This is a genomic window from uncultured Stenotrophomonas sp. (genome assembly GCF_963519125.1).
Taxonomy (GTDB): domain Bacteria; phylum Pseudomonadota; class Gammaproteobacteria; order Xanthomonadales; family Xanthomonadaceae; genus Stenotrophomonas.
Window position 1 is genome coordinate 184,308 of the sequence record NZ_CAUQLJ010000004.1, and the last position, 11,454, is coordinate 195,761.

The following is an 11,454-nucleotide window of genomic DNA, read 5'->3' on the forward strand; positions in this document are numbered from 1 at the left end:
CATGAACCCGACCCCCGAACTGCTGCGCCGGCTGCTCCGGGCCAAGGACCACATGGACCGCGCCCCGCATGAGGCGTGGCCGGTGGCGCGGCTGGCGCAGGTCAGCGCGGTATCCGAGGCCTATTTCGCGCGGCAGTTCCGGCAGGCGTTCGGGCTGCCGCCGCACCGCTACCTGCTCACCCGGCGCATCGAACGCGCGGTGGCGCTGTGCCGCGACACCGACCTGCCGATCACCGAGATCGCGCTGCAGACCGGCTGGAGCAGCCTGGGCACCTTTGGCCGGATCTTCCGCGACATCACCGGGCAGAGCCCTGGCGAGCTGCGTGCCAGCCTGCTGCCGGGTACTGCCGCGCCGGCGCCGGAGTGCATCGCCCGCGCCGCCAGCCGGCCGGACCTCAATACCTCAGTTTTGGAGAAGCGGTCGGGCGGCGGGGGGCGTAAAAAGGGCCTACCCACAACACCGGAGGTTCCATGAAGCAGGGCATTGAAGTGGTCGGCCTGTATGTACGCGACCAGGAAGAAGCGCTGGCGTTCTACGTAGGCAAGCTGGGTTTCAGCGTGCACACCGACGCCGGAAATGGCGACTACCGCTGGCTGACCGTGCAGCACCCGGACCAGCCGGGGTTCCAGCTGGGTCTGTTCCGCCCGGGCCCGCCGGTGCATGACGCGGCTACGGCGCAGGCGTTGAATGCCTTGGTTGCCAAGGGTGCGATGCCGCCGCTGGTGCTTACTGTTGACGACTGCCAGGCCACGTATGAGCGCTGGTCGGCGGCCGGGGTGGAGTTCAACCAGGAGCCGACCGAGCGTTACGGGACGGTGGATGCGGGGTTCCGGGATCCGTCCGGTAATGGGTGGAAGTTGATCCAGCGCGCGGCGCGGTGAGATCCAGGATGTCGGCGGTGCCGACGACGCGCGCAACGGTTACCGTCACCGGCGGTAGGGTCGCATCCGATCGACCGCACGCGGGTTGCCCGCGTGCGGTGGGGCATGACCTCTGCCGGAGACGGCTTTTGTTCCGCCGATGGTCATGCGTTACAGAACGTCGCACCGCTATCGGCGGTCGTTTGGGAACCGACCCTACCGCGGCGTCGCGCGTGCCGTGGACGGTCGGCGGTGCGTGGCGCGCCGTGCACCATGCACCGCGCACCGGCGCCGCGTCTCGCGCCACGCCGACCGCGGGTTACGCGGTCTTGTGCGTGGACTTGTGGCGGAACTTCTTCGACATCCATTCGCCCAGGTCATCCATCACGGTAAACGCGGCCGGGATCACGATCAGGCTGAGCAGGGTGGAGGTGATCAGGCCGCCGATCACCGCAATCGCCATCGGGGCGCGGAAGCTGGAGTCGCCGGCGAAGCCCAGCGCGATGGGCATCATGCCCGCGCCCATGGCGAGCGTGGTCATGATGATCGGCTGGGCACGCTTGCGGCACGCGTCAATCAGTGCGTCGTGCTGGCTCATACCCTGCTCGTCCTCCGCCATCACCGCGTAGTCCACCAGCAGGATGGAGTTCTTGGTGGCGATGCCGATCAGCATCAGCAACCCGATCAACGCCGGCAGCGAAAGCATGTTCTGGGTGATCAGCAGCGCACCGAACGCACCACCCGCACACAGCGGCACCGCCGCCAGGATGGTCACCGGCATCAGGGCATGGTTGAACAGCAGCAACAGCACCATGTAGATGCAGATCAACCCCGCAGCCATCGCCAGCATGAAACCGATGAACAACTCCACGAACACTTCGGCGTCGCCAGTGTTGAGGAAGGTCACGCCCGGTGGCAACTGCTTCACGCTGGGCAGCGCCTGCACTTCGGTCATCACATCGCCCAGCGGGCGACCGTTGAGCTCGGCGGTGAGGGTCACGTTGCGCTGGCGCTGGTAGCGCGAGATCTGCGACGGGCCACTGCCCTGGCGGATCTCGGCCACGGCCGCAAGCGGCACCGGGCCATCGCGGCCGGGCACGCGCAGCTGGCCGATCAGCGCCGGGTTGGCCAGGTCGGCTTCGGCAAAGCCCACGCGGATCGGCACCTGACGGTCTGGCAGGTTGAGCTTGGCCAGGCGCTGTTCGTAGTCGCCGGCCGTGGCGATGCGCGCCGCTTCGGCAATGTCCTGCGTCGCCACGCCCAGGTCCGCTGCACGCGCCGCGTTCGGCACGATCTGCAGTTCCGGGCGCAGCAGCGAGGCGGTAGAGGTCACGCTGCCCAGGCCCTGGATGCCGCGCAGGTCGCGCTCCAGTGCGGTGGAGGCCTCCTGCAGGCGCTGCGGGTCATCGCCGGACAGCACCAGCTGCAGCAGGTTGCCCGGTTCGGAGCTCACATAGCTCACGCGCACGCCGGGCAGGTTGGCCAGCCGCGCGCGCGCGTCGCGTTCCAGCGCGCGCTGGTCGCGGTCGCGGTCATCGGCCACGCCCCAGTCGAGGATCAGCGTGGCCTTGCGCGGTTCGCCCACGCCGGTGGCGCTGGGGTCGCCCAGGTCGAGTACGGCGCCCACGGCGGTATAGACCTGCTTCAACTCCGGCATGTCCTTGAGCAGCGCGCGCGCACGCTCGGCCACGTCCACGGTTTCCTGCAGGCGGGTGCCCGGCGGCAGTTCCAGGTTGAGGTTGCTGCGGCCCAGGTCCGACTGCGGAATGAAGGTGGCCGGGATCAGCGGCACCAGCGCCAGCGAGGCCACGAACAGGCCGGTAGCGAGCCACAACGTGCGGCCCCGGTAGCGCAGCGCCCTGTCTACCCAGCCGAGATACCAGGTCATCAACTTCGACTCGGGCTTCTCTTCGCCATGCGGCTTGAGCAGGTACGCCGCCATCATCGGGGTAAGCAGGCGCGCCACCAGCAGTGAGAACAGCACGGCCGTAGCCGCGGTCCAGCCGAACTCGCGGAAGAACTTGCCGGCGATGCCGGGCATGAATGCCACCGGCACGAACACTGCCGCCAGGGTCAGCGAGGTGGCGATCACCGCGTTGCCGATCTCACCGGCCGCCTCACGTGCGGCTTCCAGCGGCGGCTTGCCCATGCGCAGGTGGCGCACGATGTTTTCGATTTCCACGATGGCATCGTCGACCAGGATGCCGACCACCACCGACAACGCCAGCAGCGTGATGATGTTCAGCGTAAAGCCGAAGAAGTACATCACCGCGAACGTGGGAATGATCGACAGCGGCAACGCCAGCGCGGACACCCAGGTCGCGCGCCAGTCGCGCAGGAACAGCCACACCACCAGCAGCGCCAGCAATGCGCCCTCCCACAGCATCGTCATCGACGAGTCGTAGGAGCGGTGGGTTTCATCGATGGCGGTGGTGACCAGCCGGAAGTCGATGCCCGGGTGCTCGGCCTTGATCTTGTCCAGCGCGGCATGCACGCCGGCTTCCACCTTCACTTCACTGGAGCCGCGCGTGCGCGACATCGAGAACGCCACGACCTTTTCGCCGTCCAGCAGCGCCGCTTCGGTCGGGTCGGCGGCGGCGTCGGTGATCGTGGCCAGCGTGGACAGGCGCACCGCGCGGCCATCCGGCAGTGCAATGGAGTAGTCGCGCAGCTGCTGCGCATCACCGACCGTTCCCAGCGTGCGGATGGTCTGCTGCGCGCCTTCGATCTCGGCCTTGCCACCGGCACGCTCGACCTGGATGCGCGCCAGCTGCTGCGAGACATCGCCAGCGGTAATACCCATCGCGATCAACGCGTTCGGGTCGAGGTCCACGCGCACCTGGCGCTGCACGCCACCGACCCGGGTAACCCGCGCCACGCCCGGCACGCCGTACATCGCGCGCGAGATGTCGCGGTCGACGAACCAGCTGGCTTCGTCGGGGGTCATGTGGGGCGCGACCAGCGCATAGGTCATCAGCGAGCCGCCGATGTCCACCTTTGAGATCACCGGTTCCTGGATGTCCTGCGGCAGGTCGGTGCGGATGCGGGTGACCGCGTCGCGCGTGTCATCCAGCGCGGTGGCAAGATCCGCTTCCAGCTGGAATTCGATGGTGGTGGTGCTGACGCCTTCGCTGACCGAGGAGATCACGCGCTTGACGTTGTTCACCGTGGCGACCGAGTCCTCCACCTTGCGGGTGACTTCCGCTTCCAGCTGGCTGGGCGAAGCGCCCGGCTGGGTCACGGTGACCGTGGTCATCGGGAAGGCGATGTCCGGGAAGCGCGCCACCGGCAGCTGGTAGAAACCCCACAGGCCGGCCACGCACAACACGAAGAAGATCAGCAGCGCAGGCAACGGGCGCTTGATCGCCCAGGCGGAGATATTCATTTGGCGCTGGCCTTCGCGTCAGCCACCACGCGCACGCGGTCGCCCTCGCCGAGGAAGCCGGCGCCTTCCACCACCACGCGGTCGCCCGCCTTGAGCCCTTCCAGGATCGCGGTGCGGCCCTGCACGGCCTGGCCGGTGCGCACGCGCAGGCGCGCGGCCTGCTGCTTGTCGTTCACCGTGAACACGTAGCTGTGGCCATCGCGCTGCACGATGGCGGCGGTCGGCACGGTCAGCGCCGGACCTTCGCCGATGACGATACGGCCTTCCACGTACACGCCCGGCTTGAGCGTGCCCGGCTCGGGCAGGTCGGCGAAGATCGTCCCGGTGCGGGTCTGTGCGTCCACGCCCGGGGTGACCGCACGGATGCGGCCGGTGACCACGGCGTCCGCGTAGGGCAGCTCCACCGTGTTGCCCACGGCCACGCCGGTGAGCTGGTCTTCGGGCAGCTCGGCGCGCCATTCCAGGCGACCGTCGCGGATCAGGCGCAGCAGTTCGGTACCGGCCTGGACCACCTGGCCGGGCTGCACCAGGCGCTTGGAGATCAGTCCATCGGCCGGCGCACGCAGGTCGGCGAAGTCGCGGCGCAGCTGCGCCGCGTCACGCGAAGCGCGGGCGGTGGCGGTCTGCGCTTCGGCATTGATGCGGTTGGCGCGCAGCTCATCCAGGCTGCTTTCGCTGATCAGCTTCTGCGCCGCCAGCTTCTCGCTGCGCTGGTAGTTCAGGCGCGCCAGTTCCTGGGCCGCCTGCGCCTGCTTGAGCGAGGCATCGGCCTGTGCCAGTTCGCTGTCCAAGGTGCGGTGGTCCAGCTGCAGCAGGACCTGGCCCTTCTTCACCCATTGGCCCACGTCCACCGGCAGCGCGGTCACGCGCTGGCCGCTGATTTCCACGCCCAGCTGCATTTCCTCGTAGGCGGAGACCGGGCCGGAGACCAGCACCGTGCGCGCCATGGTCTGCTGCTGCACAGCGGCCAGGGATACCGGCAGGGCAGAGCTGGCAGCGGCGTCGGCGGCGGCCTTGTCGTCTTTGTTGCCGCAGGCGGCGAGCAACGCGGCCACCAGCAGGAGGGAAGTGCAGCGGAAAAGAGAGGCGCGCATCAGTGAGCTTCCGTGTCGGAACTGCGTTACTAGGGAAAAATGTCAGGCGGCGCGGGCCAGGCGCTGTTCGATGCCGTCCAGCAGCAGGCCCAGGCCCTGTTCGAAGCGCGTGTCGAAGTCGACCTCGCTCCAGACCTCGCGCGCGCTCCAGCAATGCGGGAAGCGCGCCTCGGCCAGCGCCATGAAGGACTCGCCGAGCGCCTCCATGCTGCCGTCGCCCGGCCACGACTGTTCTTCGATGACAAAGCCCATCGTGTAGTACACCAGGTCCATCGGCGCGGTCGCGGCCAGCCGGACCGAAGCCCCGGCACCGACCAGCGCGGCAATGCTGGCTTCGCCCACCCGCAGCACGTTCTCGGTGGCCAGGAACGTGCCGGCGTAGACCCGAGCGCCATCGCGGCGGGCCTTGAACGCGGTGCGGAACTCGCGCGCGATCTGCAGCAGGGTCTGCCGCCAGGGCTGGCCCTCGGGAATGTCCCGGGCCACGTCCACGATCATCGCGTCGGCCATGGCATCCACCAGCGCCTGCTTGCTCTTGAAGTGCCAGTACAGCGACGGCGCCCGGATACCGAGGGTGCAGGCCACCTTGCGCAGGGTCACGCCCTCCATGCCAGCTTCGTCGAGAAGCTTGAAGGCGGCCGCGACGATGTTGTCCCGGGCGATGGGTTGGCGCACTGGGGGGGATACCTAACGTTGTTAGGGGGCGAATCTAACAGTGTTAGGTTGGGGGATGCAACCGGGGCAGCGGTTCCAAACCGGGGCACGCTTGTGTTGACGCCGGTCCGCCGCGCAAGGCACGCTCGCTTCCACCTGAATGGAACAGGTTTGCAAGGACGCGCGCATGGAAAGGTACCTGCCCTCATGAAACGGCCAGCTCCCGAAGTCCTCGGAATCGCTCTCGCCCTGGCTGTCACCGGGTGCGGCTACGGCACCGAGACAGGTACCGGCCTGCTCACCGAATTCGAGTACCTCGGCTGCGCAGGCGACTGGAACGAGGACAGATACGAACCAGAGGTTACGTCCAGCGGCACCCGCGACGCCGCCACCTTCCTGGTCCGAAATCCCGGCAGCTGCGGCTACGACCAGGGCAGCAACGGCAAGGCCCACGTGGACGGCAACACGCTGGAGCTGGACTACACCCTGAGCAGCAGCGGCGGCGACATGGCCGCCTGCATCTGCGAATACCGCGCGCGGTTTCTGGTGTCAGGCGTGCCTGCAGATGTAACGAAAGTGAGCGTCAACGGCGACGAAGCCAGGCTGAAGGGTGAACTGCCAAGGACAACCGACGCGCTACGCCGGTAGAGTCGGTCGACAGACGACTGCCGATACATGTGATCGATGCTGGGACGCATGACCCCAACTGGGCTGGCACTGTTCGAGCAACCTACTTCTTCGAACTACCAGAGCTGGACAGACGATCTTCCGCACGCTTTTGCTTAAGCGCATCCAACGTTCTCTTCGCAAAGTCGCGCAAGGATTTCTGCTCGGACTCGGTCAGCATTCGAGCGCCGGATGAGGTACCTGGCTTCTGATTCGGTGAACCGTTCTAATCCAAAACCGAGAACCTGCCGCCACCAATTCATGTCTTCGTTGCAGGTTCATGCGTTCGCCGCGCCGCTCATTGTTATCGGCGGTCGTCTGTCGACCGACCCTACCGATGCCCGGGCGTACCCCGCACCCTCGAACGCCAGATCCACCACACCATGGTGGAAGCGGACCGGCTACCCATCTGCCCGAACGGGAGCCTGATGTGAACCTCGAAGGCATCCTGTGCGCGGTGAACCGGCGCGTTGCGATCAAGGTGGAGCTGAGCCCGGTAGTGCTCTATCAGTTCCGCCTCGCCGCGTGGCGTTTGAACCAGAACCCATCCCTGCTGCTGCGGCAGATGATCAGCAGCTACATCTCGATGGCCGACGATCCCAAGTCGATAGACCTCTGCGTGGCATGCGGTTCGTGCGGGAGCGCCGGATAACCTGGCAGCCCGGCCCCGCTGCGGCGGGGTCGGTCACCCAGACGACAGTTGGCAGGGACTGGATGGAACCCGACCTTCACACGCGTTCCATGGGATGATGCGCCACCGCCTTGACCCCTGACGCATGCAGACCCTGACCGACCCCGATCTACTGAACGACATCGCTGAGATTGGTCGAATCCAGGCAGTGCCGCGAATCCTCGAAACCGTTGCCCACATCACCGGCTCGCGATTCACCGCCATTGCCCGTGTGACCGAGACCACCTGGACGGCGTGCGCCACCTTCGACACGTTGGGGTTCGGGCTCGTTCCCGGCGGCCAGCTGGTGCTCGAGACGACCATCTGCGATGAGATCAGGCAGTCGGCGACGTCGGTCGTGTTTGCGCATGCGAGCCAGCACCCGCTGTATGCCACGCATCACACGCCACGGATCTACGGTCTGGAGAGCTACGCGTCCGTTCCCATCCATCGGCCCGACGGCAGCTTTTTCGGCACCCTGTGCGCCATCGACTCGGCCCCGGCCGACTTCGACGTGGCCCACATTCAACGCTCGATGGAGCTGCTTGCCGAGCTGGTCGGAAACTACCTCGACAAGGAAGATCGCCTGCAGGAAGCAGAGACAGCGCTCTCCGATGCGCAGCGCGTCGCCGACCTGCGCGATCAGTTCATTGCCGTGCTGGGGCACGACCTGCGCAGCCCGCTGCAGGCGATCAGCATCGCAGCGGATACGCTGGAGCTTGACTCGAATTCCGAACGCCAGCAGCGCATGCTTTCGCATATCGCCTCTGGCGTAACCCGAATGGATGGGTTGATCAACGATGTGCTTGATTTCGCCCGGGGTCGGCTGGGTGGCGGGATTCCCATTTCGCTGCAGGCCACCAATGCGCTGGAAGCTGACCTGCGACGGGTGGTAGAGGAGGTCGCGATTGCCACTGGTCGTCAGGACATCAGTGTTCAGATGCAGATTGAAGGCGGCGTGGTATGCGACCCGATCCGGCTGGCACAGCTCCTGGCCAACCTGCTGACCAATGCAGCCGAGCACGGCGAACGCTCAACGCCGGTCACGCTGAACGTTCACTCCGGCGCCGAGCGGCTTGTGCTGGATGTACACAACGCGGGACACATTCCATCGAGCAGGTTGGACGCCATCTTCAGCCCGTTCTCGCGCGAGAAGGGGGAGCGCCCGCGTCCCGGTCTCGGGCTGGGCATCTACATCGCGGCGGAGATCGCGCGGTCTCACGGCGGGACGTTGGACGTGGCGTCCAGCGAGAGCCTGGGAACGATGTTCACATTCCAGATGCCCAGGGCAGAACTGGTCTAGCGGAGTCGGTTGAGCGGACTGTGGGACTGCAGCAATAGCAACATGCAGCGAAGCACGGTCCCCGTCACGCAATCTCCACCTGTTCCGCTTACCCTGTGAGGACGCGATCAACAGGCTTTCACATGCGGCATTGCGATTTACCGGTGTCCTCACCCGACTCCCAGGCCTATCGTCTTCTGCAGGACAGTGACTGGGTCCATGCAGGTTTGGCCGAGGCGGCGCCGCCCGAGCTTCGTACCGTACTGACGATGATGCTGGACTGTCCCGAGCCCCTCTGGATCTCGTGGGGTCCGGACAACCTGTTCTACTTCAACGATGCCTTCGTGCCCTGGATGGGCAACAAGCTGTCCGGCGCGATGGGCACCCCGGTCAGGATCGTCTGGCACGACGTATGGGACGAACTGGGCGGGGCCATCGCCGACGCCATGGCCGGTACCCACCGCAGCTTCCGCAACCTGCGCGTCTTCATGGACCGTGACGGCACCCGCCGCGAGACCTTCTGGACCTTCTCATACTCGCCCATCCGCGTCGCCGATGGCAGCGTGGGCGGCATCCTGTGCGTGGTCAGCGACCAGACCGAGTTCGTCTCCGAGCGCAACGAGCATTCGCGGCAGGTGGAGGCCATCAGCGAGGAAGCGCGGCAGGCCCATGCCGAACTGGTCAGGGCGCGCGAGCAGCTGCGCCAGTCGCAGAAGCTGGAGGCGATCGGCCAGTTGACCGGAGGGGTGGCGCACGATTTCAACAACCTGCTGCAGGTCATCAGCGGCTCGGTGGACATGCTTCGCCATGGGATACCGCGCGACGAGCGGCAGCGAGGGCACATCGAGGCCATCGGTGCGGCGGCCGACCGCGCGACCAGCCTGGTGTCGCACCTGCTTTCATTCTCGCGCAGGCAGACGCTTTCACCGGAAGTGTTCGACCTCGGCAAGGGCGTGCAGGGGTTGGGCGATATCATCCGCACCCTGCTGGGCGGCCGGGTCGGGCTGGAGCTGGATCTTCCGGACGAACCACTGCATGTCCTGCTGGACAAGACACAGCTGGACACGGCGCTGATCAACCTCGCGGTGAATGCGCGCGACGCCATCCCGCAGCACGGCACCATCCGCATCTGCGTGCGCAGGGTCGAGGCGATGCCTTCGGTGCGGTTCGCCGCGCCGTTGAAAGGCGCTTTCGCTGCGGTGTCGGTCAGCGACGACGGGTGTGGCATCGAAGAGGGAGTGATGAGCCAGGTCTTCGATCCCTTTTTCACCACCAAAGGCGTGGGCCAAGGGACCGGGCTGGGCCTGAGCCAGGTATTCGGCTTCGTCAAGCAGTCGGAAGGCGAGGTGGATGTGACCAGCACCGTGGGCGAAGGCAGCACGTTCGTGCTTTACCTGCCGCTGACGAACCAGGAGATCGCTTCCGACGGCGCTTCGGGAACGCAATCGCTACAGGACGCCCGGGGATTGAACGTGCTGGTCGTGGAGGACAACGTGGACGTTGCCGAGTTCGCGGTGTCCGCACTGCGGGAACTGGGATGTGGTGTGTGCCTGGCGCGCAACGGGGACGATGCGCTGGCTGAGCTGGAACGGAACCATGCGCGCTACCACGTGGTGTTCTCCGATGTGGTGATGCCGGGCATCAGCGGTCTGGAGCTGGCCAAGACACTGCGCGCGCTTTACCCCGATCTGCATGTGGTGCTGACCAGCGGCTACAGCGAGCTGCTGGCGCGTGAGACCGACCATGGCTTCGCGCTGCTGCGGAAGCCTTATACGCTGGGGGATCTGGCTGCGGCTATCAGGCCGCCGGCGGCAGCGACGCGCTTGGCCGTGAAGGGTGACCCGGCCGACGAGGTGTGGCGGACCCTGTCCTGATCATGACCTACGGACCGGACCTGGCGAACACCACTGGCGGAGACCGGCCGTAACAGCCGGTCTCTCAGCGGGCAGCGGTCTTAGAGTCCGGGCTAGTCCAGGAGCTCGACCCGGCCACCCGCCAAATGGTAGAGACCGCCTACGAGCTTGATGGAACCGCGTTCCTCCAGTGCCGAGAGCGTGCGACTGGATTGACGAATATCGTTGATCGTCATCCGAACATTCGTCCGCGCCACTTCATCCACGAACGCTGCGTTTCGGCTCGTCCTTTCGCCTTCGTAACGCGTCGCCGCGACCGCAGGCTCGATCTTCTGCAGGAGGCCCGTAAGATTCTCGAGCTCGGCGCCATCGATGGCGCCCTTGACGGCTCCGCAAGCGGTGTGGCCCAGTACAAGCACCACCTTGGCTCCCGCCAGCTCACACGCGAACTCCATGCTTCCGAGCATGTCTTCGTTGATGATGTTCCCTGCGACGCGCGCGTTGAAGACTTCGCCGATACCCGCATCAAGAATGATCTCTGCGGGCGCACGTGAATCAATGCAACTCAGGATCATCGCGGCGGGATACTGACCTGCCGCGGTGGCCTTCTTCTGCTCCAGGTATTGGTGACCCTTGGGCTTGCCGAGCCGGAACCGCTCATTGCCCTTCATCAACAGATCGACAATCTGATCTGGCGTCAGGCTGTCGCGGGTCTGCCGTGTCAAACTGATCGCACCGAGAGAGAGAGCACTTGATGCGCCAGAAAATGCAACGCCACCCAGCGCTGCAAGGCTCAATCCGGTCTTCAAAAACAGGCGACGGCCGGCGTCGCCATTGGAACTGCAATTGCAAGCAGACATGAAAGTCCTCCATCGATGGTATTCAGTGCATTTCCGGGATTCCTGTCCCACGCGTCCGTCCTTCAACTTCTACAGCGCCGCTGGCACCTGCATCAGCCCGCCGCCATCCAGCCCGCACTCATCCAGGAG

At 66.0% G+C, this 11,454-nt stretch carries 10 protein-coding genes; 6 read left to right on the plus strand and 4 right to left on the minus strand.

The window, feature by feature from the left end:
* Nucleotide 1: 1 nt before the first annotated feature.
* Entirely contained in the window at nucleotides 2-475 is a 474-nt protein-coding gene (locus tag RYM47_RS05005) for an AraC family transcriptional regulator (RefSeq protein WP_315386451.1), read from the plus strand.
* Nucleotides 472-882: a VOC family protein gene (locus tag RYM47_RS05010; protein ID WP_315386452.1), complete on the plus strand. Its 411-nt coding sequence runs from the start codon at nucleotides 472-474 to the stop codon at nucleotides 880-882. Before RYM47_RS05005 ends, RYM47_RS05010 begins: the two co-directional genes overlap by 4 nt.
* Nucleotides 883-1,180: 298 nt before the next feature.
* Here RYM47_RS05010 and RYM47_RS05015 read toward each other — a convergent pair whose 3' ends face one another.
* Genes RYM47_RS05015 through RYM47_RS05025 form a run of 3 tightly spaced genes read right to left on the minus strand, consistent with a single transcriptional unit; the run spans nucleotide 1,181 to nucleotide 6,015 of the window.
* Complete coding sequence (locus RYM47_RS05015; RefSeq protein ID WP_315386453.1) at nucleotides 1,181-4,246, minus strand: efflux RND transporter permease subunit; 3,066 nt, start codon at nucleotides 4,244-4,246, stop codon at nucleotides 1,181-1,183.
* On the minus strand, nucleotides 4,243-5,340 hold the full coding sequence (locus tag RYM47_RS05020; RefSeq protein WP_315386454.1) for an efflux RND transporter periplasmic adaptor subunit: 1,098 nt from the start codon (nucleotides 5,338-5,340) through the stop codon (nucleotides 4,243-4,245). Before RYM47_RS05020 ends, RYM47_RS05015 begins: the two co-directional genes overlap by 4 nt.
* A gap of 42 nt (nucleotides 5,341-5,382) precedes the next feature.
* A complete protein-coding gene (locus RYM47_RS05025) occupies nucleotides 5,383-6,015 on the minus strand; it encodes a TetR/AcrR family transcriptional regulator C-terminal domain-containing protein (protein WP_315386455.1) in 633 nt (210 codons plus the stop codon).
* 186 nt (nucleotides 6,016-6,201) lie between these two features.
* Between RYM47_RS05025 and RYM47_RS05030 the strand changes: the two genes are divergently transcribed.
* From RYM47_RS05030 to RYM47_RS05045, 4 genes are all read left to right on the plus strand, one after another.
* Nucleotides 6,202-6,642, plus strand: a complete 441-nt coding sequence (locus RYM47_RS05030) for a hypothetical protein (RefSeq protein ID WP_315386456.1) — start codon at nucleotides 6,202-6,204, stop codon at nucleotides 6,640-6,642.
* Nucleotides 6,643-7,090: 448 nt separating this feature from the next.
* Nucleotides 7,091-7,312 carry a hypothetical protein gene (locus RYM47_RS05035; RefSeq protein ID WP_315386457.1) on the plus strand — a complete coding sequence of 74 codons (222 nt, stop codon included), beginning with the start codon at nucleotides 7,091-7,093 and terminating at the stop codon, nucleotides 7,310-7,312.
* A gap of 124 nt (nucleotides 7,313-7,436) precedes the next feature.
* Entirely contained in the window at nucleotides 7,437-8,633 is a 1,197-nt protein-coding gene (locus tag RYM47_RS05040; RefSeq protein ID WP_315386458.1) for a GAF domain-containing sensor histidine kinase, read from the plus strand.
* A gap of 143 nt (nucleotides 8,634-8,776) precedes the next feature.
* Complete coding sequence (locus tag RYM47_RS05045) at nucleotides 8,777-10,486, plus strand: ATP-binding protein (RefSeq protein ID WP_315386459.1); 1,710 nt, start codon at nucleotides 8,777-8,779, stop codon at nucleotides 10,484-10,486.
* Nucleotides 10,487-10,578: 92 nt separating this feature from the next.
* On the opposite strand, the gene RYM47_RS05050 is transcribed toward RYM47_RS05045, so the two are convergent.
* Complete coding sequence (locus RYM47_RS05050; RefSeq protein ID WP_315386460.1) at nucleotides 10,579-11,325, minus strand: carbonic anhydrase family protein; 747 nt, start codon at nucleotides 11,323-11,325, stop codon at nucleotides 10,579-10,581.
* Between the last annotated feature and the right edge of the window lie 129 nt (nucleotides 11,326-11,454).

What these genes read in the sequence shown, in the direction of transcription:
- RYM47_RS05040 (WP_315386458.1), top strand. Translation starts at nt 7,437, where the DNA reads ATGCAGACCCTGACCGACCCCGATCTACTGAACGACATCGCTGAGATT.
- RYM47_RS05005 (WP_315386451.1), top strand. Translation starts at nt 2, where the DNA reads ATGAACCCGACCCCCGAACTGCTGCGCCGGCTGCTCCGGGCCAAGGAC.
- RYM47_RS05030 (WP_315386456.1), top strand. Translation starts at nt 6,202, where the DNA reads ATGAAACGGCCAGCTCCCGAAGTCCTCGGAATCGCTCTCGCCCTGGCT.
- RYM47_RS05020 (WP_315386454.1), bottom strand. Translation starts at nt 5,340, where the DNA reads ATGCGCGCCTCTCTTTTCCGCTGCACTTCCCTCCTGCTGGTGGCCGCG.
- RYM47_RS05050 (WP_315386460.1), bottom strand. Translation starts at nt 11,325, where the DNA reads ATGTCTGCTTGCAATTGCAGTTCCAATGGCGACGCCGGCCGTCGCCTG.
- RYM47_RS05010 (WP_315386452.1), top strand. Translation starts at nt 472, where the DNA reads ATGAAGCAGGGCATTGAAGTGGTCGGCCTGTATGTACGCGACCAGGAA.
- RYM47_RS05015 (WP_315386453.1), bottom strand. Translation starts at nt 4,246, where the DNA reads ATGAATATCTCCGCCTGGGCGATCAAGCGCCCGTTGCCTGCGCTGCTG.